Genomic DNA, 26,790 nt, shown 5'->3' on the forward strand with positions numbered 1-26,790 from the left:
TCCTTGTTCTCGGCGAAACTACAAGTTCGCGATGGAGCAATTCATCACCTGGTACTGTTCCGAACCTCGCCTTGCCCTGAATCGGGCCGTCGTTTTGCGATTTCGTCTTTACCTGGAATCTCTTGGATTGGCTGCAGGAACAATTAACCAACGGCTTGCGGCGGTGAGGCGGCTGGCCTATGAGGCTGCAGATTCCGGCCTGCTCAGTCCGGAGCTCGCTGCAGGCATTCGTCGGATCAAAGGCGTAAAACAGTTGGGCGCGCGTGCCGGAAACTGGCTGACTCGGGATCAAGCCCGAGCACTGTTAGAAATAGCCGATGGGGAGGACCTACGATCCATTCGTGATCTCGCGATGATTTCAGTGCTGCTGGGTTGTGGATTGCGACGTGCGGAGCTGTCAGCTCTCGAAGTTGATGATCTGCAGATAAGGCAGGGACACTGGGCGATCGTCGATCTGGTTGGCAAAGGCGGCCATATTCGGACTGTGCCAATGCCCCTTTGGGTGAAAGCAGCCATCGATCGCTGGATATCTGCAGCTAATGTTAAAGCGGGCAGGATCTTCCGGGTGGTCAGCCGTCACGGAACTTCATGGGGCAAGGGAATATCCGAATACGTCATCTGGTACGTCGTGCGAGGATGTGCCGAACGGATGCAACTGGATCATCTCGCTCCGCATGACCTCCGCCGAATCTGTGCTAAGCTCAGCCACGCAAGTGGTGGAGAACTGGAGCAGATTCAATTCCTCCTAGGGCATGTCTCGGTACTGACTACTGAGCGGTACCTCGGCTGCAAGCAGAACTTGGAAGAACCCGTCAATGATCGTTTCGGATGTCTCTTCGCTCCCGGGACCGTCGATTTACGCTAAGCCCTGTTGTCAGGAGTTGAGATTCGACCTCGGAGAATCGCTGGACATTGGCCGTAGTCAGGGGAGCTCTCAACAGATTAATCGGAGAAATCCAGCAAGACCTTTTCCTGTCCTGCCTCACCATCGGCGAGGCTTACTGCCTCTTGGAAGTCTTTAACTGAATACCGCAAACTCGCTGGCGGCGTAAGTGCTCCCTTCGATAACATGGTGAGAAGAACGCTCGTCGCTGCCCGCACTTCGGCGAGCGGCTGGGAAGGCACCCAACGCGGAAGCCACCAGCCGCGAATCGTCGCTGTCGAATAAATCAACCGCGGAGCAAAGAGCGGCATGATGAATTTCGCGGGATCCGTCTGCCGATGACTGGAAAGGGCTCCATACACAAGCATGGTTCCCGCGGGAGCGAGGTTGCGGGCAATCTCGGCGCCAAGGTCTCCGGCAACGCAGTCAATCGCTCGTTCAACGCCCTTGCCCGCGGTCAATTCCTGCAGGCGTGACCTGAGATCCTCGTCGGCTGTGCAGATGACCTCATCGCCTCCGAGGTTGCGTATGATTGACTCCTGCTCGCGCCGCCGGATGACGTTGATTGTCTTGAATCGATACTGCTGCGCCAGTTGAAGCACGAACTTCCCCACGCTGGATGCAGCCGCCGTCTGCAGAAGCCAGTCGCCCTCCTTGAGGGTGTGAGTTGATATGGTCAATGCCCATGCCGTCAAAGGATTGATGTAGGAAGCGGCGGCGGCCGAATCGTCTAGGCCGTCTGGAACGGGCACGAGTCTGTCCGCTGGGCACACGATCTGCTCGCGCCAGGTGTTCCATGTGTTAACAAAAACTACGCGCGTTCCAGCCATCGGACCTTGCACGCCCGGACCTACGGCCTCCACAATCCCCACCCCTTCAATGCCCGGGCTGGCCGGCAACTCCGGCTGATAGCCATAGCGCCCGCGCACCATGTGCAGGTCGGATGCGTTGATCGGGCTCAGCAGCACTCGGACGAGCGCTTCGCCGGGGGCCAAAGGCGGAGTGGGGATCTCTGCCAGTTCCAATACGCTCTTCGGTTCACCGGTCTCGCGAAAGATCAATGCCTTCATCTAGTACCTCCTGGCTCTTCAGGCGATGGCTGATTCGGCCGAATGTTCTGGTTCTTCGGGAATAAGAATCGGAGTTGGCGATGGAGGAGAACATCTCCGTCGAAGCTGAGAAATGCTGCACCCAATTCGCTGAACGACACATTCCGCAGCGTCATTTGCCATATACTCCTTCATCTCCGGGGAGGATTTTTGTGTACGGAGGAGTCTCATGTCAAGGGCGGATAAAGGGGAACCAGTGTGGCATCTCGCTGCGACCACCGGTGAGGTTGAGCAGGTTTTGTGGTGAACCCCCATTTTCCTTGGAACAGTGGTATCAGAGAATGCTCACCACTCTCTGTCCTAAAAACCCTAAATTTTACTACCCTTCCCGGGATTGTCAAAATGAGGCAAAATCGCCGTGTCACTCACAGAGATGGAACTCGATGAGTGTAAGGACCTGTTGGCAACAACTGAGATTCAGTTGCCCTTCCGGGTTGGATGTTCTCATATCCTTTCAGTACCCGACTATGGGCTCTCTCCCGTCACTGTCCGCAAGCTTCCCGGGAGGTGTTCTCCGTCGAGCGGAAGATGACTCATTTCGCCGATCGAGAGGATGGTGCGATGCTCATCGAGCAAGATCATTGTTGGCCATTGTGATATCTGGAACCGGTTTTGCAATAGATCTCTGTCAAATCGAGCCTGTTGCCATTGAATCCCCATCGTGCGGATGACCCGTTCAGGTTTTTCGGGCGTCTCGTCTCCGTTCATCCCCAGAATCTCGAACCCTTTGCCATGGAACTCTGCATATACCTTCTTCAACACTGGAAGGTCCTCCATACAGGGGACGCACCATGTTGCCCAGAAGTCCAACAGAATAAATCTCCCCTTCAAATCGGAGAGATGGCGCCTCGTACCCCCGGAATCCGTAAACTCAAAATCCGGCAATACCGAGCCGATTGAAAGATGGATGCGATGATCGGCGGTGCGTGGCACCGCGCGCAATACAAATCGATTGTTTTTCAGATCGACGGACTGCATCTGCAGTGTGAGGTCTCCCGCTTCGAACACCGCCGCGCTTCCCCGTGCGCGCAAGGTTTCTCCGCTGCCCGGAGTCAGGTCGAACTTTCCGTCGCCGTTGATATCCAGCCATTCGACTCCACTTGTCAGCCGGATTCCCTGCGCCCTGAAGTCATATTCGAGCCGAACCTGCAACGTGCGCTTGGGAAGCTGGGCATATGGACCTATCGGAATGGTGTGAAGATTGACTTCTCCCGACCGGGCAAACCGACTGACAACGCGTTCGTGGAGAGCTTCAATGGGACCTTCCGCTCAGAGTGCCTCGACACCCACTGGTTCCTGGATCTGAAAGAGGCAAGGAAGCTTGATGGGCCCCGGTAATTCTGAGCCAAAGCAGATGTTAGTTTCCGCTAAATTTAGCCTGAGAAGGCGGAGGGATTTGGATGCGGAAGAAGCGATTCAGTGTGGAGCAGATGATCGGAGTATTGAAGCAGGCGGAGGTTGGAGTGCCTGTAGCGGAGGTGATCCGCAAGGCAGGGATCAGCGAGCAGACGTTCTACCGCTGGAAGGCGAAGTATGCCGGTCTGGAAGTGGACCAGGTCCGTCAAATGGCTCAGCTGCAGGAAGAGAACCTGCGGCTGAAGCAGCTGGTGGCGGAACTGACGCTGGATAAGACGATGCTGCAGGATGTTCTCTCAAAAAAATGGTGAAGCCTTCGCGGCGTGGACCGATGGTGGAGCGTCTGGTGGAAAGCTATCTGGTGAGCGAGCGGCATGCCTGCCGTGTTCTGTGGGTTCCAAGAGCGACCTACCGCTATCGAAGCTGCCTCGATCCACGAACTGAGCTGCGGATGCGTATCCGCGAGATCGCTCAGGCAAGAGTGCGCTATGGATACCGTAAGATCCGCGTACTGTTGAACCGCGAAGGCTGGGAAGTGGGTAAGTATGTGGTGTATCGGTTGTACGTGGAAGAAGGCCTGACTCTGAAGCGGATGAAGCCAGCCGGCAAGCGCAAAGCAGCGCGACATCGCGAAGAACGGTTGAAGGCAACCGGCCCGGATCAGGCCTGGAGTATGGACTTCGTAGCCGACCAGCTGCAGGATGGCACAAAGTTCCGCTCGTTGACCATCGTCGATGTCTATACCAGAGAGGCGGTGGCAATCGAAGCTGGACAAAGCTTGAAAGGAGACGATGTGGTACGAGTGTTGAATCGAGTGAAGCTCGAACGCGCCGTTCCAAAGGTGCTGTTCTGTGACAACGGCAGTGAGTTCACCGGCCAGGCGATGGACCTATGGACCTATCGGAATGGTGTGAAGATTGACTTCTCCCGACCGGGCAAACCGACTGACAACGCGTTCGTGGAGAGCTTCAATGGGACCTTCCGCTCAGAGTGCCTCGACACCCACTGGTTCCTGGATCTGAAAGAGGCAAGGAAGCTCATCGAAGCCTGGAGGCGGGAATATAATGAGAGCCGTCCTCACGCATCTCTCGATGACAGGACACCAAGCGAGTTCGCCAGCCAGATCGCGGCTAGCCGCGATCTGGCTGCAACCTAAACCGGCCGCGACTAACTCTAGGCTTGGTACAGAAAAACTAGGCCCTTCATAAAACGCGCTACACTAACTCCTCACTGGTACAAAACATCGGGCAGGCCACCTCAATCTACCTTCTCGTCGCTATGAGTCTCTTCGACGTCGAACTCTCCAATCTCGCGATCACGGAAGAAGACCTTCTAGAAATGCTCCTGGGTTCATCAGCAGCTCGGAAATTGAGCGATGAGCTGGATCCGAGCATAGAGCTTCGCAACAGGCTCGAACAATCCCGCAAAGATTCTCTCAATAATCAAGTTCTTCTTCTCTTTAGGGTTGTCCGGAAGGGATGTTTCTCTTATCCGATAGTGTTGCCGCGAGAGCGGAGACAGCTCTGAGTCGAGCAGGAATTTGACACTATGATCGCTTCTCTCCTATTCTCCTATGCACGATAGGAGAGAGGCGTTATGGGAAAATCTGTCGATTTACTCCAGGGAACTCTCGAGATTCTCATCCTCAAATCGAGTTCTCTTGGTCCGCAGCATGGCTACGGTATCCTCCTGCGCATCCAGCAGATCTCTCAGGGACGCCTCGAAATCCCTCAAGGCTCGTTCTATGTCGCTCTCTATCGCATGGAGCACAAGGGCCTTATTGAAGGTGAATGGGGCGAGTCAGAAAACAACCGCCGCGCCAAGTTCTATAAACTCACCGCAGCCGGCCGCAAACAACTCAAGCACGAGATCAATAAGTGGACTGAGATGACCGGCGTCGTCGGCTCTATCCTCAACGCCACTTCGGAGGCTCTATGAGTTTCACTGCCACTCTTCGCAGCTGGTGGCGCGCCCTCATCCATCGCAGTCAAACCGACCGCGATGTCGCCGACGAGCTTCGTTTCCACATCGAGCAGCGCACGCAGCACCTCATCGACTCAGGCATCTCTCCGGCGGATGCGATCCGCCAGGCACAGATGGAGATGGGTCGACCCGACGTCCAGAAGGAAATCTACCGCTCTGCCATCGGCCTACGCCCACTTTATGAAATAGGCGGCGATCTCCGCGGCGCGATCCGATCTCTCCATCGCTGTCCTTTCGTCTCCATTGCCGCTGTTGTTTCCCTCGCCCTCGGTATCGGAGCCACCTCCGCAATGTTCAACGTCATCTACTCTACGGTCCTCAATCCCTTTCCGTACCGCGATACGGACCGCATCGTGAATCCGTCGCTCATCGACGAAAAGCAGCCGCTGCTCCCTACCTGGTTCGCTCTTGAACCTACCCAGTACGACGAGTTCCTTAAGGCAAGGTCGATCGATAGCGTCCTCGGTTTCCTGCTTCGCCCACGGACCGACACCGGGAGCGACTACCCCGAAGACGTCAGCGTTGACTTTGTTACGCCCAACATGAACGACTTCCTTGGCATCTCGGCCTCGGACCCGCGCTGCGCTTTTCGCGGCCCGGAATCGCGCAGATGATACAGTCGCGTACCCGCACGTTCACCCAATCGAGCGGTCGCTCGCTCAACCTCCTCATCACCGCGCAGATCACGCTCACGTGCATCCTGCTAAGTGTTGCCGCCGCCGCCTTCGCGGGTTTCCGCCATCTGACCTCGATGAAGCTCGGCTACGATCCTCACAACGTCGGTTTTATTGGACTTCCGCTCAAGCCCAACCCCACGAAGAACCATCAGGCCTACGCCCGTTACATCGAGCAGCTCACCAATACCGTCGCCTCCGTTCAAGGAGTCATATCGGTCGGCATCCTCTCCAGCGGCATCCCGCCTTCGCAGCCCTTCGGCGGCCTCGGACTCCCCGCATCCTTTGACATCTTCGGCCAGAAACCGTCTGAGCCTCTGCACGCTCTCGTCCAGCTCGTTAGCCCCGCATACTTCGACACCCTCAGAATTTCACTTCTTCAGGGACGCCTTTGGACCCCCGACGAAAATCGCCGCGGAGATTTCGTCGCCGTCGTTAACCAGACCTTCGTCGATCGCTATATGACCGGCCGAGCGGTCCTCGGCCAGCAGGTCCGCACCGACGCCCTCAAAAACGATGGCCGGCCCGCGAGCATCACCTCGCCTGAAAGCGACGGCTGGCGTCAGATCATCGGTGTCGTCGCCGACTCGCGCAACGATGGCCTCGAGCGGCCGGCCGCCCCCGGCGATCTACGTCCCTCACACCGCCTTCATGTGGAATCATGCACAGATCTTCTTCCGCTCGACCACCGCACCACAAAGCCTTGAGCGTCCTCTGCGCCTCGCCCTGCATAAGCTCAACTCCGAACAGGGAATCTCCGGCAACGAGGTTCGTACTCTCGACGATGCGCTCAGTATTCAAACCGTTTGGGTACAGCAGCACATGTTCTCCGTTCTTTGTAGTTTCTTCGGAGGTCTTGCTCTCGCTCTCTCCCTCTTCGGCATCACAAGCACCATTCTGTTCACCGCAGAACAACGAAAGAATGAGCTTGGAATACGTCTCGCTCTTGGTGCTCCCCGCAGCCACATCGTGTGGACCGTCATGCAGACTTTGTTGCCCACCATCACCGCCGCGGTGTTGCTCGGAGTGGCCTTGAATCTCGGGTTCCGAAACATCCTCAAACACTGGATGCCCGCTGGCGCGAACTCGTTCTGGATACCTGCCTGGGTAACCGTTCTTCTCATACTGCCCTCAGCCATCGCTTGCTTGATTCCAGCAGTGCGAGCCGCCTATACCGATCCGCTTGAAACGCTCCGCAATGATTGAAGTTAATAATGTCTAAGTTACGAGAAGAGCCTATGTCGCGACGAGCCCGCGCAGATAGGATGGCCTCCCTACTGCGTGGGGGTCGTCGCCATTCGATTCGTAGCGCGATCCCACATGGCTTCAAAGCGAGTTTCGAACCGCGCTGCCAGTGTCTTATCTACTTCGTAATGCACATCATTGTCCTGGCGCTTGAGGCCAGTTGGCCGACCCTGTACGCAGTAGAGCGCCGTCGATGACATAGCTCTTGAAGCGCATCAGGTCCTGCGAAGCTTTCACACGGACCTCGACCCCACCCGCCAGCAGCGTTGGCGTGGTGGAAGAGCCGCGCTGGTTCTCCTGCATTGATTCTCTCGAATCACGGTAGACACGCACCCGTACTCCAGAGCGCGCCAAGCCAACCAGTTCCGCGGCCAGCTCACGATCCGTGAAGCTGTACATCGCCACATCGACAGAGACCTTCGCCGTCCTGAGCGTCTCTATCTCACTTCGTTCCAGGTTCGACTCCGGCGCATAGAGAACGACTGCATGGGCTGTTGGGGCGCAGAGAGTGGAACTACTTTGACCCGCCGCCGAGATCCCGGTGATGGCGGGAAGAAGAAGCACCAGACAGACGAAATATTCGCCGAACAGACTTTGAAGACAGCATGATCGCAAGTCTACGGACTCACAGAAGGTTCTCAGCCGATTCTTCAGCTTTAACCAGTCTCGGCGTGCCAAAACGGACATCACTCTTCGCCTTCGCCTCATTCCAAAACACCCCACAGACCTAAGACCAAGGCCACGACCAGAAAGGGAGGAAGGCTCCTCCCAGCATAGCCGGCTATGGAACCACCGTCTTACTTTCCGGATTGCCGACCATCCAGACGCGATCCATCGGTACACCGCGCCTAGAGGTGTGAGCGTATGCTTCCTTGGTGCAAACAATTGGCGACAAGTACTTGCTGGGCACTGGACGAAGCGACCACGACCGGCTGAGGGTGATCAGTGAAATTCACGATGGCCGGACGCGCGAATTGTTGCTGCGCGCCGGACTCGCATCGGAGCATCGCTTCGTGGAGTTCGGATGCGGACTCGGCTACGTCACGCGTTGGGCGGCCAGCCTGGGAGCGAATGCCACCGGAATCGATCTGAACGAAGACAACCTTGCGGTAGCTGCCCAGTTGGCACAAGAGGTAGGCCTGAAGAATGCGCGGTTCGTTTCTGCCAACATCTACGAGTCCGGACTTGAGCCCGAGAGCGTGGACGTGGCGTATTCGCGGTGGCTGATGGTCCATCTGAACAAGCCGGTTGAGGCGATGCGCGCCATCCACGCGGCGTTGAAGCCGGGCGGCGTCATGGTTTGCGAGGAAGCGGACGTGAGCGCGGTTTACACGGAGCCAAGCTCAGCCGCTTATACCGAACTACGCGATATCTGCATGGAAGGAGCCCGCAACCGCGGAGTGGATTACTCGGGCGGTCGCCGTATCCATTTGTGGGCCAAGGAGGCGGACTTTGAGCTTGTACACGGGGATGCTTATCACCCGCACTACCTAACCGGCAAACACAAGGGATTCTGGAACTGGACGCTGCACGCAGTGGGTCTGGGGATGGTGCGAGAAGGAAGCTTGTCGGGAGCCCGCCTGGAAGAACTGGTGGCGGGAATGGCCGAGGCGGACGCTTCACCAACCACCTTGGTTGCGCATTGCCGGATGCATCAGTTGATCGCGAGGAAGCCGGAATCGAAGGCCTGACACCCATTCACTCGAATCGTCGCAAAGGGATTACCGATTCTGGGCGTCTGACATCGGTGCCTTAGTCGCCCCGGATGGCACTCTCGTACGTCTCATCCAGAACTAACCCCCTCGAATAAAGAAAAATATCCCCTCTGGACACCCCTAAAGAGAAAAGAAAAAGCTTGTAAAGCCAGAGAGAATCTCTGCGGCCTATTCCTGCCCCGCAATGCTCTCCCTATGTAACGAGTGCGGATCAATGAAAGTCATGCGACCGCGCATCAATCTCGCTGAGTTTCAGCACGCAAACGGCTGACGCCTTCACCGAGATAACGCCGTCCTGATTCTGGAGCGTGCCTTCGACCCGTAGGATCTTCCCGCGCGTCACTGCCACCCTGTTCCGCTCGTACAATTGGGGATTGATGATCGCATTGGAGATTCCTGTCTCATCCTCCAAACTGAGGAAGATAAAGCCACTGGCCGTACCGGGCCGTTGGCGGACGATAACCACTCCAGCGATGCGTGTGTAGATGCCGTCCGGCATTGCTCTCAGATTGCCAGCCGGGATAACGCCGGTTCGGTCCATATCTGCACGGTGATAGGCCATGAGGTGCGGCCCCATCGTTAGTCCTGTGCCACCGAAGTCAGCGACCAAACGTTCTTCTGTCGTCATCGGCAGCAGCGGTGCTGAGTTCTCCAGTTCATGCTCATCTGGAATCCCCACGAAGAGTGGACCGATACCCTGCCCTGCCCGTTCCGCACGCCAAAGCGCGGTGCGCCGGTGATGTTTCTCTCCTGTCCAATTGAACGCTCCGATCTCGGCCAACAAACCTAACTCTGTCCTATGTATTGAAGGCACGCGACGCTGAAGATCGTACTCAGACCCGAATGGCCCGTCCACATGCCGTGATTCTGCAATCGCATCTCCTATCTCTCGCCGCAAGCCTCGCACGTATTTGAAGCCCACTCTGACGGCGAACGGACCTGTGTATCTGCCACGGTCTGCTTCTCTAAGGACTTCCAGGGTGCAGAAATATTCCGAGTGTTGAACATCAATGGGCAGACCTTTCAGCCCGTGACGCTTCGCGTCGTTGAGGATCGTCGCCGCAGAGTAGAATCCCATCGGCTGATTGTTGAGTAGCGCACAGGTGTACGCGGCGATGTAGTGAAATCTGGTGTAGGCACTTGAATACGCAATCGAAGCAAAGCTGTGTGCATGCGACTCCGGGAACATGAACTCTTTGACTGTCGAGAGCACCCGCATAATCTCCACCTGCACCTCCGGTCGGATTCCATTTGCGGTCATGCCTTCGTGGAGTCGCGCCGTCATTCCGGCGATGATCGCCTGAGAGCGCTTTCCGCCCATCGCTTTGCGCAGCTCTTCCGCTTCTCCACCTGTGAGGTTTGCGGCCACCATGCCTATCTTCATCACCTGCTCTTGAAAGAGAGGCACGCCGAGCGTTCGACGAAGAAACGGCTCGAATGATGGGTGCAGGTAAGTGACTGGCTCTCTACCGAGCCTGCGTGCGATGTAGGGGTTTACGAACTTTCCCGTTACCGGTCCAGGACGAATGATTGCCACCTGCATCGACAGATCGGCAAAACACTTCGGCATAGTTCGCGGGAGCGCGGACATCTGGGCGCGGCTCTCAATCTGAAACAGCCCAACGGTGTCGGCCAACTGAATGCTTTCGTAAACGGCAGCATCCTGCGGAAGCTGTGCGTAGTCAAGCGGCACGCCATAATATTGCGGCACCAGATACGCAGTATCCTTGAGAACGGCCAACATCCCCAAGCCCAGAAGATCAACCTTGATGATCTTCATATCGGAACAATCGTCTTTGTCCCATTGCACGACCGTTCGCCCGGCCATCGACGCCCGCTCAATTGGAACAACGGAATCGAGGTGTCCCTGGCAGATGACCATGCCGCCCGAGTGCTGGCTGAGATTGCGCGGCAGGTTCTGCATCCGCCCGCACATCTGCAGATACTTCATGATGCGAGCGTTCCGCATGTCGAATCCGGCAGCTTTGAAAGTGTTCACCAGGCCGTCACTCGGTCCCTTCCACTCCCATGCACTGACCAATCCCGCGAGCCGTCCTGCGGTCTTTTTATCGAATCCAAGCGCCTTACCTGCCTCGCGGGATGCCGAGCGGCTCCGATACGTGGTGACATTCGCAGTGATGGCCGCACCCAGTTCTCCATATCGCTGATACACATATTGAATCGCCCGCTCGCGGTCTGTCTCACTGGGCAAGTCTAGGTCGATGTCCGGCCACTCGCCGCGCTCCTCCGAGAGAAACCGCTCAAACAGGAGGTTCAAGCCAACGGAATCAACGATGGTGATTTCGAGCGCGTAGCAGACGACGCTATTCGCGGCGGAGCCGCGGCCTTGAACCAGAATGCCGTTGTCTTTGCAGAAATGAACGATATCCCAAACGATGAGAAAGTATCCCGCGAGCCCCAATCGCTCAATCAGCCGCAGCTCCCGCTCCGCCTGCTGTGTTGCTTTGGCATTTAGGCCCGGGTCATTCTTCGGGAGATAGCGCCGGCGTATACCTTCCTCCACGCGCTTGCGGAGAAACGAGTCCATCGTCTCCGCGTCCGATACGGGGTACGCTGGGAACTCGTAGCCCAGACCGGTCATCTCGAATTGCAGACGGGACGACAGCTCTCGTGTATTGGAGATGGCATCCGGGTAGTCATAGAAAAGCTCCCGCATCTCACGCGCAGAGCGCAGATAGCGCTCCGTGTTCCTCGTCAGAAGCCGTCCCGCAGTATCGAGTGTCGTTTTGTGGCGAATACAGGTGAACACATCGAGAACTTCGCGCTCATACTCCGTTGCGTAGTTCACTCCTCCCGTAGCAAGCAGAGGCAGATTCAGGGACCGCGCGATGCGGATGGCTGTCCGGTTGCGATGCTCCTCTTCTCGGTCGAAGTGGCGCTGAATTTCGACGTAGACGTTCCGTAGACCAAAAAGTTCTATCAGCCGCTCGACGGCCTTCTGCGCTGCTTCGTATCCCCCCCGTGCCAACGCAGCAGCCAGCGGCCCCTCACTGCCGCCGGTCAGACACACCAAACCCTTGCCGTACTCCTCAAAGTCGCTGACAAGCGCTGCACCTTCGGCCTTCTTGCTCTCGCGCAACTTGAAACGGGTGATAAGACGGCAGAGGTTTTGATAGCCGGTGCGTGACTGCGCCAGCAGTGGTAACCGCGCAGGTTCGATGGGATGCTGATGTGGCAAGTACGCAGCGGGCCGCAACCGCTGCCCCAAGTCGCTCACGGCGATCTCCGCGCCGATGTGCGCCCGCACACCTAGCTTCTGTCCCTCCAGGTGAAGGCGTGGCGCACCGTATAAGCCGTTGCGATCTAGCAGCGCTATAGCTGGCATCTCCAGATCGGCTGCACGCTGAACCAGGAACTCAGGCAGGGACGCTCCCTCTAGAAAGCTGAAAGCAGAGCGAGCGTGCAGTTCGACGTACTCAGTCATACGTCCCCTGTACATACCAGCATCGAGAGCGCGAATCGAATGCAAGCCGGCACACACGCTCCGCTGTGTCGCTGGCGAGCCGAACATCCCACTCCTCCCGACACCAGTTGGCCTCCGACCACCACTGCCCGCTGACGCGCCACGGCCCGGCTATCTCGCGGACGGCATACCTCTGCCCTTCCCAAAAGACCCGCGTTGGCGCGTTGCCGGTGAGCATAACCCCGACAGTCTGAGGCGGACGGCAGACGCGAAGAGCCGTTGGCACCGATACAGATGGTCTCGCACTCTTCGCAGGTGATGGAGGAGCGAATGGGATCATGCGGAAGGCATTCGGTCGATGATCGTCTTTCAGCTCGACCGAACCGACGCGCTCCTCACCGAGCAGCTTCCGCAGACGCGCAAGCAACACCTCCAGTCTCCCCGGCTCTGGCGACTGTGGGAGAAACAGACCGTGCTGCGCGCGATAGGGTGCAGCAGATTGTGCGTGCAACTCCAGGCTGACAATCGTGGCGCTTGGTGGATGTGTCTCTAGGTCAAGTTGCAGCAGTTTTAGTAGCGTCGGCGTGTCCTCCAGAGGCAACGCCGGCCGGACAACCCGCTCATGCTTCTTGCCCCCTTCGAGGTTGAGCACAACGCGCAGCGACGCAATCGCACGCGCCTTCGACTTTACCCGGTCCAACAATGTATCCGTCATGCGAGAGAGCAGAAACAATAACGGCTCCAGCATCTCTACGGGAAAGTCCAGCTCCATACGTTCGACCAGACCGTCCTCGAAGCTCGGCTCAAGCGGAAACATCAGATGCGGCCACTCTCCGAGCGCGAGGGAATGGAGTCTCTTTCCTGCTTGCCCGATGCGAGCAATCAGATCGGTCTCAGAGAGTTCGGCCAGTTGTCCGCAGGTGCGAATACCCCACGAGTGAAACCTATCCTCATGCTCCGCCGCGAGGTTCAATACATGCAGAGGAAGATCCCGCATCGCATTCGCCTCATAGCCAGGTGGCACTACGGATACGCCGGTTCTGCCCAACGCGAGACACAGGGCAGCATCAAAGTTTTGTGCGACAGCAATATTGGCAAGGAAGCCCGCCGACATGATGCGTTGACGCAACTTGCTGGCGAGTTGTGGGGCGTCGCCAAAAAGGCTATTCATGCCCTGTATGTCTAGCGCGTAGGTGCCGGGATGCGCCTGGACGTGCTCGATGCGCGGGGAAAAAATGCACGCGACGGTGTGAAGAAGCGTATTTGCGGAACCTTCGTCCTCTCGTGTACGAGGGACAGAGACGACTTCAGGAAAAGACTCCGCTTGCAGGCGGGTCATGCCGACTTCAACACCGAGCGATCGAGCCGCTTTATTCGCGGCAAAGACTGCATCTGCTGGTGGCTCACCGTCAATCAGCACAAATGGTCGCTTTCGCAGTTCCGGGCGCTGTTGTGCGGCCACTTGGGCAGCAAAGTTCGGGGGATGGAGAACGGCGTACATCACCGCACCCGCGTCCACAGAGTTTCGGCGCGCCATTCGGCCCGCGTGGGTGGTTTCTTACGAAGGAACGGAGAGCTTTCGTTACGATTGCGCTCTCGTACTAAGGCGTATTGCTGGCGCTCGAAGAGGGCCGTCTCGCCGTTGTCGCTGAAGGGATGAATGTTGGCCGGTTCACAGCGCAGAGCGAGTGCCGCGCAACTGCTGGCGCATGGAGCTTGGCTGAGAACGATGAGAGCACTGCGGGCCTGCTCCGCTGCGAGTCGCAAGCGATACCACGTCGCCAGTGGAATCCGCATCGTGTGTTGTGGGAGCACATCGCTCATATCGAGCACGATGGCGGCGAAGCCTCCAGCCTGAAGCAGCAAATCGGTTGCCTTCAGCGCTTGCTCCAGCCGCGGCCACGGCTTGTCTGTAACGCGCTGCTTGCTCTCTGCTGACATGCGGAGCCATAGCAGCCGTTTCAAAACGATGTTCGCCGCAGCTGCGGATTCAGGCGAAAGCGCGTCGCTCACATCGACCCACGCGCAAGCCACACCCGACTGCGTAATGGCGGCGATGGCAGAAAGTCCGAAGGATGTCTTGCCCGTCGATGCCGCACCCACAATTTCGGTGATGCTCCCGCGCGGAACGCCACCACCCAGCACTCCGTCCACTTCGCCGATTCCGGTTGAGAAGAGTTCTGGAGCCTGCTTGATCTTGAGCGTGAGAGCGGCAGGCACACGGTTTGCGAGTGTGGTTTCGATCTGGAGACGGATTGAAGCGGTCGAGGGCATGGCACAATGTTCGCCCTATCTTCGCCTACCTGTGCCCATGCCTGTCAACCGAGACTTGACCCTTTTCTTGTGCAGAACCCGATAAGTGATTGTTAACAATCTGCTTGTTCGTCGCAATCGATCCCCTTATCTCTGGATAACACGTTGGAATCCGGTCTTCTCTGGCGTCTGAGCAAAAGAGAAATATCCCCTCCGGACACCCCTAAAGAGAAAAAGAAAAGCTTGCAAAGCGAAGAGAGAATCTCTGCGGCCCTTTCCCGCCCGCAACGCCCACCCGAAGAACAAAGCATCTTTCTGCGCTCCGCGCAAAGCAAGGAAACCAAGCCTTCCTGAGGGATGAGTGTACCGGGACATCCGTTACACATTGGACCGGGGACATCCGTTACAAGTCCCTTGCGGAGTTGAGGGCATGAATTGAGGTTGTGGCTGGTCTTTGCTGTTGCTCCTAAACACCTAACCCGTCGTCGAGGCCGTGGTAATGTGGGAATCCTGAAGGGATTTCCAAAGAGTGTGGGAAGGGTTCTATAAAAGGGGATGTCAAGACAAAAATACTTCTTTCTATCCGCAAGGAGGATTTGGTTTTCTGACATCCAGCCCCTCGCTTGCAGCGTTTGAGACTCGATGCCTGGAGCGTAGCTCGGCTTTGACTTCGGGGAGATTGTCGGATCCATTAATCTCTTGCGTTCTTCCGTTCGGCTTCTTCGCGCCTGTGAGCAGTTGGGCAGTTTGCCAACCATGGTTCTATCTGAGACTCAAGGCCTATTGCTTTTGTTGAGTTGTGCGAGGGGGCATACAGTGGGAAGTGAGACTGTTTCGCCTAGACCTTTCCGGGATACTCACCCTCGAACCCAAGCGCTCGGTGACCGGCGGATTACACAGATATATCCGTTCTCCGATGGTGCTGAGCGCTCAAGCTGCTTGTGGTTTCAAATGCTCTGGGTTGAACGCTTCTCCTTTCTTCCAGATCTTCAGCGTGATGGCGGCGATCTTACGCGCTAGCGTCAGCCGCGCCATCTCTGGCTGCATTCCTTTATTCAAGAGTCCAAGGTAGAACTGCTGAAAGACCCCGCTGCCAACGCTGGCCGTGGTCGCGGCACCCTTGAACAAGTTCTTCAGCTCATGGTTATGGTTCCAGTTCAATCCGCGCATCAATACCGGCCTCTTTCTGCGTTCCACCTGCCCGTTGACCACGCAATATTCGCCGCTGTCGCGAGTCTCCAGCGCTAGTCCGCAGTAAGCCCAGAACTGGCGTTTGCTGCGGAAACGGTGGGGTGTTTTCACTCGTCCGATCAACACGGCCGTGCGCAGTGGCCCCAGGAAGGGTACCGACTGCAACCATTTCGCCGCCGGGTGTTTGCGACACGCAACGATCAGCTCGTGTCGCACCTGACGGCGTAGTTTCTGTAAGCCATCCAACTCCTGATACAGGTACTCCGCGCGCCTCCGTGGGCCATCCTGGTCCAACTCTTTCAGGTAATCATCATGGTGCCGTTTTCCGTACAGCTTCCTGCCAGTACAGACGACCGCCTGGCTGCGAAACACGGCTTGAGCCGCATCATGGTTCGCGTCGTGTCGTCGGTCAGCATCGCGTAGGCGCGTGCCAGATGCTGCACCTCCAGCGCACTGTTCTCCCCGTGATAAAACGGAGACAACATCCCCGCCCACAATAACTCGGCCAGTTTGCGCGCATCGATCGCATCGCTCTTTCTTCCCGACTTCAAGAGCGCGTTCTTGCGTGGATTGCACACCACTAACTTCTTCACCCGTTGCACCAGGAGATCGTAGAGCCACGCCGAATGCGTTCCTTCTTCCAAGGTGACATGCAAGCTACCCTGTATTCCACTCACACAATCCAGAATTGCAGAGGCCTGCGTGGGGATCACCGACTGCATGACCAACCGCCCACTCTGATCCACAACGGCCACCGAGATCGTGTCCCGGTGGACATCCCCATTTCGCGGGAACAACGCTGGAGTAAAGTCGAGTAAATGGGCGCTGATGCGGACCGCAAGCTACAAAATACAATGTGCCGGAAAATAGTCAGCAATGGGGGCGAGATGCCTGAAGTGGTGACGTGGGGTGTGATCGGCGGAGGCGATTCAGCAAGTCGCTTTGCGGCCGGACTCAGGCATGTGACTGGAGCAAAGCTCACCTGTACATGGACACGTAAGCGGGAGGTGGCCGAGGTTTTTGCGGCGCACTTCGGTGGGGCGACCACTCGCACACTCGAGCAAATGTTGAGCGGTCCTATCGACGCCGTGTACATTGCCACTCACCCCGACAGTCATCATGCCTACGCCTTAGCGGCACTCGCAGCCGGGAAGCATGTGCTCTGCGAGAAGCCGTCCATGCTGAATGGACAACAGTTGGAGGAGGTGTTGGTCGCCGCGAGCGTACGGGGCCTGCTCTTCATGGAGGCAATGAAGCCTCCATTCTTCCCTCTTTACCGCAGGCTCCTGAAACATCTTGAGCAGGATCCCATCGGACAAGTTGCCTTCGTCCGTGCAGGGTCCTCCATCGCCAATATTTCGCTGAACCATCCGATCTACAACTTGGATGTGGGTGGTGGTAGCCTCCTTGGCATTGGCCCCTACGAAGCCTTCCTCGCGCTCGACTGGCTCGGCCCTGTAGAACGAGTCCAGACCTTCGGCCAAATAGGCCCAACGGGCATCGACACGTTTGCCGCACTGCAAACCAGGCACCTCAACGGGATGGCCCAGCTTTATTGCGGTCTTGGGCTCCACGGTGAGGGCGACGCTTTACTCGCCGGGCCACTAGGAAATGTCGCAATCCCGAGCAAGTGGTGGAACCCTGTCCATGCGACCATCCGGTACATCGATGGACGCACAGTAGAACTTGACGAGCCCTTTGAATCCACCGGGTTCAATTATGAAGTAAATCACTTCTGCGATCTCCTCCGCAGCAGCTGCACAGAGAGCCCAATCATCACACACGACATGTCGCGCCAGATGATGAGCATCCTCGACCATGCCCGAGTCGCGATCGGTCTCGTGTACCCCCAGGAGCTCTAGGAGGGCTCGTCCTCCTCGGAAGTCCGCGCTCGAACCCGTGGATGGCGCCCTTCAGCGACCAGATGAGCTTCCGGTTTTCCTACGACAAGGCCTCCTCGCAGGAGATCATCCTTAACGTTCATCCGGGACCGCACGAAAAATATCAATATGCGCCGACCGCCCTGGGATGGGCCACCGGCCAGTCCTACGCCATCCTCGCAATGGTTCGGAATCCCGACCAGGACGGTAACATCCTTCTTCTGAGCGGAGCCAACGCCGAAGGAATCGAGGCCGCGGGAAAACTCGTAACCGACCTGCCCGCCTGACCGCAGCTTTCAAAACCTGCGGCATCACCCCCGGAAGACCGGTACGCCACTTCGAGCTTCCGCTGCGATTGAATATGATGGCCGGCTCTCCAACGAACGTCAACGTCGAAGCCTGTCATGTTCTACCGGAGACAGACGGGCACTAGTTGTCAGTTCTAGTTGCAGGTGCCAATTGCTGTTCGCTATTGAAAAAGTGTCATTACCCGCGAAGCCTCGAGAGGGCGAAGTCGACAATCTTGCATTTCGCCCGTCCCACCAGGTACCCCCTGGTGGGACCATAAACCGTTTATTTTGTGTAATTTAAACGAACTTGTTTCGCTAAAATATTATAAACAAAAGCTTTATGGGTAAAAATATTGAAATCAAACGAGTTAGGCCGGATGGGTATCTCCCCGGCTTTGCTTCTACCGTTTTTAGTCTAGCAGTGTGGAGGAAACTAATCGGCACTTATATGTTGTTTAGTTTGTGTCGGTTAGGTCGGTTTTGGACTTGACAAGATTCCGAGGACGGATTTGGATTTGACAGGCAGCTGCACCAGCGCGGCGTTTGCCTGCTGCGCATACTGATCGGTGTAACTCGGCAGGCCAAGGTCGCTTGGACTGTACTTGTCGTATCCGGGATAGTAGCAGCAGTGCGTCTTGTAGTTCGTGCCTCCGAACGTCACATCGATATTTGTGTGCTCGTTGAAGACGTGATCCCATCCCATCGCCGGAACATTGATCCAGCGAGGCCCCTGCTGCTGTCCAACGTTGCCCACCGTCCATTCGTTCTGGCCCTTGGTGTAGTTGCCCGGGTATAGCGGACGAAGAAGTTGTCCTTCGATGTGAACTTGTAGTCCACGCGCCCCGTGTAGTCGCGATAGGTCTGCGGAGTTATCTGCGTGTAGGCGAAGTTGCTGCCGAGTGGATTGTTCTGCGTGGGAACCGGCTGAAGACTGTTGTAAAGCTGCACCATCGCGCTGTTGGTCAAACGGCTTGCGGGGATGACATTGCCGCAGAACGGTCGGCGGCGCGGAATGCCGTTCCCGTCGATCACCACGGAGAACGGTCGACGCAGGCAAGACCTGCTCAACTTACTCGGCATGCTGGAAGGTCAACTGGAAAAGCTGAACGATGCGGTAACGCAGGTGGCCGGGAACTATCCCGATGTGCAATTGCTGTTGAGCCAGCCAGGAGTAGGCGCCGTTACTGCACTCGCCTTCGTGCTGACAGTCGGAGATGTTCGCCGCTTCCCGCGTGGCAAGCAGGTCGCCAGCTACCTTGGATTAATCCCTCGCGAGTACTCATCTGGAGGTAAACAGCGGATGGGCGGAATCCGCAAGCAGGGCAACCGGCTATTGCGATTCCTCCTGGTCGAAGCTGCGAACATAGCTGTCCGTTTTGATCCTGTGTTTCGCAAGGAATATCTATACCGTTGCCATCAGAAACACTTCACCGTGGCCAAGGTGGCGGCAGCACGCAAGCTGGCGATACGGATGTACTGGATACGTCGCACCCAGACACCGTATCCACAAGTTCTCTCATCGAGGGCAGCCTGAAATGTATTCTGGTCAGCGAAAGCCAGACCGTGAGGCTGAGTAGGCGCTCTCGCACCCAGCATAGGCTGGGTGTCCGAATAGAGGAATCATGGCCGCAGTTCGTGGCCGTATTGATGGTTGGTGGAGACAATTCCACCGGAAAGTGACTCGAATAGGATCCGCTCGAACCCTGGTCTCTAAACCCTTCGCTTCGGGCGTTGCTCAGGCAGCGGAAAGGATATCTTTGCCCTTGACACCGCGTTCGCCCCTATTGACGTATCCATTGGCGCAGACTTGTCTTCTCGCTCCTTGCTTTCCCTTGCAGTCGGGCGGCGGACCATACAATATCAGGACTAATTTTATCGCTGTGTCTTGAGGGTACGCTCACGTCTGAGTTCATGAGAGGAAACTGACAATGTGCTTGCGGAGCAACTCACCCGCCTGCTGGCCATCTCCTTGTTCCAACGCATCGATGATGCCCCAGTGGGCTTCCTGGACGGCGATCAGATCGACCTCGCCTTTTGAAAGGCGCAATTGGACGCGCACTTCAAAGGCAAGAGAATCCCAAGTCCGGGCCAGAATCCGGTTTGAGGCTCCCTCCACGATCAGGCGATGAAAGTGGATGTCATGGCGCGCGTATGCCGCAATGTCCTTTTTTCGGGCTGCGTCACGGATGGCCGCCGCCGGCTTCTTCAAGTTACCTACTGAGCCCTTGAAGCGAGGAGCGGCAAGTTGTCCTGCCATCTCCTCGAGAGCGGCGCGCACCATATATGCCTCTCGCATATCCTGCGGTGTCACCTCTCGCACTCGGCTTCCCTTGTAGGGTTCTGTCACAACAAGTTCGAGCGCCTCGAGTTCGCACAGAGCCTCGCGCACCGGCCCCTGGCTGGTATGCAACTCATGGGCGATCTGCAGTTCAACGAGGCGCGATCCAGGAGGAAGATCCCCGTTCATAATCCTCCGCAGAAGGTCCCGTTTGACCTGCTCGGCCATTGATTGATGCTGGACTGAGTGTTGCTTCGTCGTCGCCATTTCCTAAAATTATAAATAATCTGCGACCAAAGTCACCTATAGATAATCTATAAGAATGCAGGCCCTGAAATCCGCTACGAGGCCTCTCGGCTGGCACCATTTGGTGACAGTATTTGAAACCTTCTAAGCGAGTTTCTCTCGATCGAGTAGGTCGATGTAGAACAACGCTTCCAAGCGCAAGAGCGAGACGCTTCTGTACGAGCACATCTCCTTTTGCACAACGTTGAAGCGCTACCTTCGTTCCCCAGGGGATGGGGCAGTAGTCCTTTTGGCAGAAAGATTTTGGTATGTGGATTGTTCGACTGGCGCTGAATCGCCCCTATACGTTCATCGTTGCTTCCATCCTGATTCTCCTTCTGGGGCTGTCGTCGATTGCGACGATGCCGACCGATATCTTTCCTGCCATCGACATCCCCGTCATCACCGTTGTCTACGATTACCGTGGCCTGCAAGCCCAGGAGATGGAGCAACGCATCACAACGTTCAGCGAGTTCATCATGTCGACGGTGAACGACGTGAAATCGATTGACTCGCAGACCGTTCGCGGCTACGCCGTACTGATGATTTATTTTCAGCCCCAGGTGCGGATTGATGCCGCGATGGCGCAGGTGGGTGCAGCCACACAATCGATTCGCTTTCGCTTTCCTGCAGGAGTAAATCCGCCCTGGGTGCTGCGCTTTAGCGCCTCCACCGTGCCGATTTATCAGTTAGCACTCTCCAGCGATACGCTGTCGCAATCCGAGTTGTACGACTATGGCATCTTTCGCATACGGCAGAGGATATCGACAATTCCGGGAACGTTGCTCTCGGCCCCGCATGGAGGAGTTGTCCGCCAGATTATGGTGGACCTGAATCAGCAAGCGCTGCTGGCAAAAGGGCTGTCGCCGATTGATATTGAAAGCGCCATCACCGCGCAGGATGTAACGATGCCCACGGGCACGATCAAAATTGGTGGGCGCGAGTATGGGTCAAGCCTGAACAACAGCCCCGTCGACGCACTGGCGCTGAACGATGTGCCCGTCAAAGTGGTGAATAATTCCGTGGTCTTCATGCGTGATGTGGCGCATGTGAGAGATGGTTGGATGGTGCAGCAGAACATCGTGCGCGCAAACGGCAAGCCATCCGTGCTGACCCCCATCTTCAAAACCGGCTCTGTCTCCACGCTGACGATCATCAACGAAATCAAGAATAAGGTTCTTCCTATCGTTCAAGCGGCTGCGCCGAAGGGCATGAAGATCCAGGGCCTCTTCGATCAATCCGTCTTCGTTCGCGCCGCCATCGAGGGCGTACTGCGCGAGGGAGCGATCGCTTCGTGCCTCACGGCCCTGATGATCCTGATCTTCCTGGGTAGTTGGCGCAGTACTCTCATTATTGCAATCTCGATCCCACTCTCCATCTTGAGCTCCATCATCGTCCTGAACGCACTGGGACAGACGCTGAATACCATGACATTGGGTGGTCTGGCGTTGGCGATTGGTATTTTGGTGGACGACGCCACGGTTACGATCGAAAACATTCACCGGCACATGGGCACGCAGTCTCTCTACGATGCTGTGTTGCACGGAGCGGCGGAGATTGCGACGCCGACCTTCGTCTCCACGCTGACGATCTGCATTGTCTTCGTCTCGGTGGTCTTTCTTACGGGGCCTGCGAAGTATCTTTTTACGCCGATGGCGATGGCCGTGGTCTTTGCCATGATCGCTTCATACATCCTCTCCCGCACTCTGGTGCCGACGCTGGTCAAATACTTTCTTGCCAGTGAGAATCACTCTTCAGCGGACGAGCCGCACCGAACGGCAGCGGGCAAGCAGTCTTCATGGTTCGAACGTTTCACCAATCGGTTCAACGCGGGCTATCTGAAGGTGCAGGAGTACTACACCCGCCTGCTTCATAGCTTCCTCGAAAATCACAGGACCGCTCTCATCGCCTGTGCCGGCGTGATGGCGACCGCATTTCTTTTGTTGCCCTTTATCGGGCGTGACTTCTTTCCCGCCGTCGATACGGGTCAATTCCGATTGCATGTGCGTACCATGCCGGGAACCCGTATCGAGCAGACGGCTGTCCTCTTCAGTCAGGTGGAGCAGAACATCCGTCAGGTGGTTCCAGCCAATCAACTGAACCTGGTTCTCGATGATATCGGCCTTCCCCAGGATCCCATCGACTTCACCTTTGGCTTTACTCCCAACATCGGTGCCTTCGACGGAGAGATCCTCGTATCGTTGAATCAGAACCATGCTCCCACGGAGGCGTACATCGAGGCATTGCGCCGGGAGTTGCCGAAGAAATTCCCGGCCATGACCTTCTACTTCGAGCCTGCGGACATGGTGACGCAGATTCTCGACTTCGGCCTCTCCGCACCGATCGACGTTGAGGTCCAGGGAACCGATGCCGGCAACTTCGACGTCGCCCGTTCTCTACGTTCCAAAATCGCAGCCATACCCGGCGCGGTGGATGTTCACCTGCAACAGGTGATGGACAGTCCTAATCTGAAGATCGACGTGGATCGGACGCGGGCGGCGCAGTTCGGGTTGACCCAGCAGGATGTAGCCAATAATTTGTTCGTCTCCATGGCCTCCGGCTACGCGGTCGCACCCAACTTCTGGGTCGATCCGAAGATGAACCTCACCTATACGGTTACGGCGCAGACGCCACAGTACCGTCTGGATTCGATCAACGCCTTGAAGAATACGCCGATCCCCATCAAGACGCTGCCCAACCAGACAGAGATGCTCGGCAACCTGGCCACGATCACGCCTTCGTACGAGCCGGTAGTGATCAATCATCACAATGTGCAAAGAGCCTACGACGTACTCCTCAATACCCAGGCTACCGATCTTGGCTCCATCGAGAAGAAGGTGCAGCGGGTCGTAGAGGACGCGCAGAAAAAACTTCCTCCGGGAAACGTAATCGAGATCCGAGGCCAGGTGGAGAGTATGAATGAGGCCTTCACACGCCTCGGCATCGGGTTGGCTTTCGCTGCAATGCTGGTGTATCTGCTGATGGTGGTCAATTACCAGAGCTGGCTCGATCCGTTCATCATTATCTGTGCGCTTCCAGGAGCCTTCTGTGGCATCGTGTGGGCGCTCTTTCTCACCCAGACAACCTTCAACGTGCCCAGTCTCATGGGTGCCATCATGTCCATCGGAGTTGCGACTGCAAACTCCATTCTGCTGGTGACATTTGCCAAGCAACAGAGTGAGGCCGGCTACTCCGCCTATGATGCTGCGGTCTCCGCAGGTGCCACCCGACTGCGCCCCATCATCATGACGGCCTTTGCCATGATCGTCGGCATGCTGCCGATGGCCCTGGGGATGGGCGAGGGTGGAGAGCAAAATGCTCCTCTGGCTCGTGCCGTCATTGGCGGTCTTTCGATGGCCACCTTCGCAACGCTGTTCTTCGTTCCACTGATGTACAGCCTCGTCCACGGAAACCGCAAAAATCAGCAACAGGAGAACGCATAATGACTCCAACAAATAGCACACTGGTTGAGTCTGAAGTTTCGACTCCCTCTCGCACGAAGACCATCCGAGTCGTCGCTGGAGTCGTGGTGATGATTTTCTTGCTGGCAATCGGCATCGTGCCGCGTGTCATTAGAAACCGGGAAGCGCAGGATGTGGTTCATGCCAGTACCGTCCTTCTTCCCGAAGTAATCGTGGTGCAACCTCACCAGGCACCGGCCCATACCTCGCTATCCTTGCCGGGAAGTCTCGAGCCTATGTACACCGCCTCGGTCTATGCGCGCACCAATGGATACATCGAGAAGCGCTTCGTCGATATCGGAGCGCATGTGAAGGCGGGCCAGATTCTGGCGCTCATCTCGACGCCTGAGATCGATCAGCAGTTGAATCAGGCCCGCGCAAATGTTCAAGAGGCTGCGGCCGCAGTGGAACAATCCAAGGCTGCCCTGCAGCAGGCCCAGGCCAATCTCGACCTGGCACGCATAACAAGGGATCGCTACGCGCCCCTCATTAAAACGCATGCGGTGACGCAGCAGTCGGTGGACGATACCGAGCAGGCATTCAACGCGCGCAACGCGGATGTCTCGGCCGCAGCAGCCAATATCGCCGTTACGCAGGCAAGGCTGAGCGCGGAAAAGGCGAACGTTGAACGGCTGGTGCAGCTGCAGGGATTTGAACGCGTCGTGGCGCCCTTTGAAGGAGTCATTACTGCGCGAAATGTGGAACAGGGCGACCTGGTGAATGATGGCAGCGGCAATGGCAGCAAGAGCCTCTTCAGCATTGCGCAAAGCGATGTTCTACGGGTCCAGGTGGAGGTGCCACAGTCTGCCGCACTCGGAATCAAAGACGGTCAGCAGGCGACTGTGACTGTGGAGGAGAGGCCAGGTCATCCGTACACGGCTATTGTGTCGCGTAGCGCGGCGTCGGTGGATCTGGCAGCCCGCACGATGCTGACAGAGGTCCAGGTGGATAACCACGACGGATCCCTGTTGCCCGGTATGTACGGGCAGGTTAAGTTTGACCTGGCGCAAAGCCAGCCATCTCTGGTTATCCCCTCAACCGCCCTGGTGATCGATAAGAATGGCACGCATGTGGTCACGGTCACCTCGGATGACACGGTGCACTTTATTCCGGTCGACATCGGTCAGGATATGGGAGCCCAGGTTGAAATATCACAAGGACTCCGTGGCGGAGAACGGCTGGTGAGCAATCCAAGTGATCTGCTAAGTAACGGGCAGAAGGTCTTCGTTGTTCAGTAAGGCAACGATGCGCTTCGAGTGCCATTTAAAAATTAGGGAGCGGCATAGTGAATAGACTCTTTCCCACCTCCGGCAGCGTGGCAGTGCTGCTGCTCGCTGGCTGCATGGTGGGCCCGCAATACAAACGGCCCGCCGCCATCACCACACCTTCCTTCAAGGAAGAAGCTCCTGTTACCCAGGCAGAAGGAAGCGACGGATGGAAGCCCGGACAGCCCAGTGACCAGAAGCTGAAAGGTGACTGGTGGCTCATGTACCAGGACCGGCAACTGAGTACTCTCGAAGAGCAGGTCAATTCCGCGAACCAGACGCTGAAGGCGGCGGAGGCAAACTTCCGGGCCGCGCGGGCCGCCATAGGCTATGCGCGCGCGAATGAGGCGCCCACGATTGGCGTGGCACCTGGCGTGGGCTCCGTGCGCGAATCAGCCAATCAACCCTACTTTCTCACCAGCCTCGCCAACAATGGCAGCGGCAACTTCGTCCTGCCCTTTGACATGAACTATGAAGTTGATCTTTGGGGGCGCATCCGCCGCGGCGTAACCGCTGCCAGAGAGCAGGCGCAGGCGAGCGCCGCCGATATCGAGAGCGTGCGGCTGAGCTTGCATGCGGAACTGGCCACGGACTACTTCGGTTTGCGCAGTGCGGATAGTCAGAAAAAACTTCTGGACGATACGATCAAGGCCTACCAGGACGCATTGCAGCTTACTCAGCAGCGCTTTAACGGAGGTCTCGCGTTGCGCTCCGACGTAACTCAGGCAGAGTCGCAGTTGGATCAGGCGATGGTGCAGCGCAGCGATATTGAAGTGCAGCGCGCCCAGTTCGAGCACGCCATCGCTGTGCTGATCGGTAAACCGCCCGCGGCACTTACCATTGCGCCCATCCCGCTCGATCTGGAGACGCCGCAAATGCCGGCGATCCCGGGGCTGCTGCCTTCCGAATTGCTGGAGCGGCGGCCGGATATAGCGGCTGACGAACGCCGCATGGCCGCTGCAAATGAGCAGATCGGCATTGCGCAAGCGGCGTACTATCCATCCCTTTCGCTCAGCGCCCTCGTCGGCATGCAGGGAACCTCCGCGTTGAACTGGTTTACCTGGCCAAGTCGCTTCTGGGCAGTGGGATCTACTTTCTCAGAAACCCTCTTCGACGCTGGCCGGCGCCGGTCCACAACTGAAAGTGCACGCGCTGGCTATGACGCGACGGTCGCCACCTACCGTCAGACGACGCTCAGTGCATTCCAGCAGGTAGAAGACAACCTGTCGGCACTGCGTGTTCTGCAGGGAGAGGCGGAGCTGCAATATCACGCAACGGATGCAGCGATCCAGTCCTTACAAACCTTTAACCAGCGCTATGAAGCCGGATTGGACCTTTACCTGGAAGTGATTACATCCCAGACCACAGTACTTACTGATCAGCGCAATGACATCGACATTAGGCGCAGACAACTTGACGCGAGTGTTCTCTTGATCAAGGCGCTTGGAGGAGGCTGGGATATCCAGAAATCGCCAAAGCTGTAGAGGTCGAAAGACTG

General features: G+C 57.0%; 24 protein-coding genes and 1 pseudogene. 14 read left to right on the forward strand and 11 right to left on the reverse strand.

The features are described from left to right. Nucleotides 1-127 precede the first annotated feature (127 nt). Nucleotides 128-865, forward strand: a complete 738-nt coding sequence (locus BDD14_RS03575) for a tyrosine-type recombinase/integrase (RefSeq protein ID WP_242617709.1) — start codon at nucleotides 128-130, stop codon at nucleotides 863-865. A 77-nt stretch (nucleotides 866-942) separates the two neighbouring features. Here the strand turns inward: BDD14_RS03575 and BDD14_RS03580 are convergent, their stop codons facing one another. Further along, a complete protein-coding gene (locus tag BDD14_RS03580; protein ID WP_130417598.1) occupies nucleotides 943-1,953 on the reverse strand; it encodes a zinc-dependent alcohol dehydrogenase family protein in 1,011 nt (336 codons plus the stop codon). A gap of 504 nt (nucleotides 1,954-2,457) precedes the next feature. Beyond that, nucleotides 2,458-3,144, reverse strand: a complete 687-nt coding sequence (locus BDD14_RS32860) for a TlpA family protein disulfide reductase (protein WP_242617710.1) — start codon at nucleotides 3,142-3,144, stop codon at nucleotides 2,458-2,460. Nucleotides 3,145-3,168: 24 nt separating this feature from the next. On the opposite strand from BDD14_RS32860, the pseudogene BDD14_RS03590 reads away from it, so the two are divergent. The 6 genes and pseudogenes from BDD14_RS03590 to BDD14_RS03615 all read left to right on the forward strand — a co-directional run. Then, nucleotides 3,169-3,312, forward strand: a pseudogene (locus BDD14_RS03590) (integrase core domain-containing protein); the annotation flags it as partial. Nucleotides 3,313-3,392: 80 nt separating this feature from the next. Then, a protein-coding gene (locus BDD14_RS03595) for an IS3 family transposase (RefSeq protein ID WP_423201744.1) occupies nucleotides 3,393-4,504 on the forward strand; the annotation gives its coding sequence in 2 pieces (ribosomal slippage) (nucleotides 3,393-3,654 and nucleotides 3,654-4,504; 1,113 coding nt in all). 440 nt (nucleotides 4,505-4,944) lie between these two features. Then, complete coding sequence (locus BDD14_RS03600; protein WP_130417601.1) at nucleotides 4,945-5,286, forward strand: PadR family transcriptional regulator; 342 nt, start codon at nucleotides 4,945-4,947, stop codon at nucleotides 5,284-5,286. Further along, the gene (locus tag BDD14_RS03605) at nucleotides 5,283-5,945 is read left to right on the forward strand and encodes a permease prefix domain 1-containing protein (protein ID WP_130417602.1); all 663 of its coding nucleotides are present in this window, start codon (nucleotides 5,283-5,285) and stop codon (nucleotides 5,943-5,945) included. Before BDD14_RS03600 ends, BDD14_RS03605 begins: the two co-directional genes overlap by 4 nt. After that, nucleotides 5,942-6,712 (forward strand): ABC transporter permease, encoded by a 771-nt coding sequence (locus BDD14_RS03610; protein WP_130417603.1) that lies wholly within the window; start codon nucleotides 5,942-5,944, stop codon nucleotides 6,710-6,712. The genes BDD14_RS03605 and BDD14_RS03610 overlap by 4 nt, the downstream gene beginning before the upstream one ends. Continuing rightward, nucleotides 6,657-7,211: an FtsX-like permease family protein gene (locus tag BDD14_RS03615; protein ID WP_165419911.1), complete on the forward strand. Its 555-nt coding sequence runs from the start codon at nucleotides 6,657-6,659 to the stop codon at nucleotides 7,209-7,211. Before BDD14_RS03610 ends, BDD14_RS03615 begins: the two co-directional genes overlap by 56 nt. A gap of 174 nt (nucleotides 7,212-7,385) precedes the next feature. Here BDD14_RS03615 and BDD14_RS03620 read toward each other — a convergent pair whose 3' ends face one another. Next, a complete protein-coding gene (locus BDD14_RS03620; RefSeq protein ID WP_165419912.1) occupies nucleotides 7,386-7,814 on the reverse strand; it encodes a phospholipase D-like domain-containing protein in 429 nt (142 codons plus the stop codon). Nucleotides 7,815-8,125: 311 nt separating this feature from the next. On the opposite strand from BDD14_RS03620, the gene BDD14_RS03625 reads away from it, so the two are divergent. After that, on the forward strand, nucleotides 8,126-8,941 hold the full coding sequence (locus BDD14_RS03625; protein WP_242618220.1) for a class I SAM-dependent methyltransferase: 816 nt from the start codon (nucleotides 8,126-8,128) through the stop codon (nucleotides 8,939-8,941). Between the two features lie 235 nt (nucleotides 8,942-9,176). On the opposite strand, the gene BDD14_RS03630 is transcribed toward BDD14_RS03625, so the two are convergent. The 5 genes from BDD14_RS03630 to BDD14_RS03650 all read right to left on the reverse strand — a co-directional run bounded on the left by BDD14_RS03630 (nucleotide 9,177) and on the right by BDD14_RS03650 (nucleotide 16,630). Then, the gene (locus tag BDD14_RS03630; protein ID WP_130417607.1) at nucleotides 9,177-12,410 is read right to left on the reverse strand and encodes a DNA polymerase III subunit alpha; all 3,234 of its coding nucleotides are present in this window, start codon (nucleotides 12,408-12,410) and stop codon (nucleotides 9,177-9,179) included. Next, nucleotides 12,403-13,926, reverse strand: coding sequence for a Y-family DNA polymerase (locus BDD14_RS03635; RefSeq protein ID WP_130417608.1), 1,524 nt, complete (start codon nucleotides 13,924-13,926; stop codon nucleotides 12,403-12,405). Before BDD14_RS03635 ends, BDD14_RS03630 begins: the two co-directional genes overlap by 8 nt. Then, nucleotides 13,890-14,663 (reverse strand): P-loop NTPase family protein, encoded by a 774-nt coding sequence (locus tag BDD14_RS03640; protein ID WP_130417609.1) that lies wholly within the window; start codon nucleotides 14,661-14,663, stop codon nucleotides 13,890-13,892. The genes BDD14_RS03635 and BDD14_RS03640 overlap by 37 nt, the downstream gene beginning before the upstream one ends. A gap of 909 nt (nucleotides 14,664-15,572) precedes the next feature. Beyond that, nucleotides 15,573-16,205 carry a transposase gene (locus BDD14_RS03645; RefSeq protein ID WP_165419913.1) on the reverse strand — a complete coding sequence of 211 codons (633 nt, stop codon included), beginning with the start codon at nucleotides 16,203-16,205 and terminating at the stop codon, nucleotides 15,573-15,575. Beyond that, nucleotides 16,133-16,630, reverse strand: a complete 498-nt coding sequence (locus BDD14_RS03650) for an IS110 family transposase (RefSeq protein WP_278045465.1) — start codon at nucleotides 16,628-16,630, stop codon at nucleotides 16,133-16,135. Before BDD14_RS03650 ends, BDD14_RS03645 begins: the two co-directional genes overlap by 73 nt. 57 nt (nucleotides 16,631-16,687) lie before the next feature. Between BDD14_RS03650 and BDD14_RS03655 the strand changes: the two genes are divergently transcribed. Continuing rightward, nucleotides 16,688-17,695: a Gfo/Idh/MocA family protein gene (locus BDD14_RS03655; RefSeq protein ID WP_165419915.1), complete on the forward strand. Its 1,008-nt coding sequence runs from the start codon at nucleotides 16,688-16,690 to the stop codon at nucleotides 17,693-17,695. 41 nt (nucleotides 17,696-17,736) lie between these two features. Next, on the forward strand, nucleotides 17,737-18,000 hold the full coding sequence (locus BDD14_RS03660; protein WP_130417611.1) for a hypothetical protein: 264 nt from the start codon (nucleotides 17,737-17,739) through the stop codon (nucleotides 17,998-18,000). Between the two features lie 472 nt (nucleotides 18,001-18,472). Here BDD14_RS03660 and BDD14_RS03665 read toward each other — a convergent pair whose 3' ends face one another. Both BDD14_RS03665 and BDD14_RS35020 read right to left on the reverse strand, forming a co-directional pair. Next, complete coding sequence (locus tag BDD14_RS03665) at nucleotides 18,473-18,757, reverse strand: hypothetical protein (RefSeq protein WP_130417612.1); 285 nt, start codon at nucleotides 18,755-18,757, stop codon at nucleotides 18,473-18,475. Beyond that, nucleotides 18,661-19,083 (reverse strand): outer membrane beta-barrel protein, encoded by a 423-nt coding sequence (locus tag BDD14_RS35020; RefSeq protein ID WP_479724006.1) that lies wholly within the window; start codon nucleotides 19,081-19,083, stop codon nucleotides 18,661-18,663. Before BDD14_RS35020 ends, BDD14_RS03665 begins: the two co-directional genes overlap by 97 nt. Here BDD14_RS35020 and BDD14_RS03670 point away from each other — a divergent pair. Beyond that, nucleotides 19,016-19,537: a transposase gene (locus BDD14_RS03670; protein WP_165419916.1), complete on the forward strand. Its 522-nt coding sequence runs from the start codon at nucleotides 19,016-19,018 to the stop codon at nucleotides 19,535-19,537. The genes BDD14_RS35020 and BDD14_RS03670 overlap by 68 nt on opposite strands. Nucleotides 19,538-19,912: 375 nt before the next feature. Here the strand turns inward: BDD14_RS03670 and BDD14_RS03675 are convergent, their stop codons facing one another. Then, a complete protein-coding gene (locus BDD14_RS03675; protein WP_130417614.1) occupies nucleotides 19,913-20,548 on the reverse strand; it encodes a GntR family transcriptional regulator in 636 nt (211 codons plus the stop codon). A gap of 287 nt (nucleotides 20,549-20,835) precedes the next feature. Here BDD14_RS03675 and BDD14_RS03680 point away from each other — a divergent pair, with 287 nt between their 5' ends. From BDD14_RS03680 to BDD14_RS03690, 3 genes are read left to right on the forward strand one after another with little or no spacing between them, the layout of a single operon-like run. After that, nucleotides 20,836-24,009, forward strand: coding sequence for an efflux RND transporter permease subunit (locus BDD14_RS03680; RefSeq protein WP_130417615.1), 3,174 nt, complete (start codon nucleotides 20,836-20,838; stop codon nucleotides 24,007-24,009). Next, the gene (locus BDD14_RS03685) at nucleotides 24,009-25,265 is read left to right on the forward strand and encodes an efflux RND transporter periplasmic adaptor subunit (RefSeq protein WP_130417616.1); all 1,257 of its coding nucleotides are present in this window, start codon (nucleotides 24,009-24,011) and stop codon (nucleotides 25,263-25,265) included. Before BDD14_RS03680 ends, BDD14_RS03685 begins: the two co-directional genes overlap by 1 nt. Before the next feature lie 47 nt (nucleotides 25,266-25,312). Beyond that, on the forward strand, nucleotides 25,313-26,776 hold the full coding sequence (locus tag BDD14_RS03690; protein ID WP_130417617.1) for an efflux transporter outer membrane subunit: 1,464 nt from the start codon (nucleotides 25,313-25,315) through the stop codon (nucleotides 26,774-26,776). Nucleotides 26,777-26,790 lie beyond the last annotated feature (14 nt).

Source organism: Edaphobacter modestus (assembly GCF_004217555.1).
Classification (GTDB): Bacteria; Acidobacteriota; Terriglobia; order Terriglobales; family Acidobacteriaceae; genus Edaphobacter; species Edaphobacter modestus.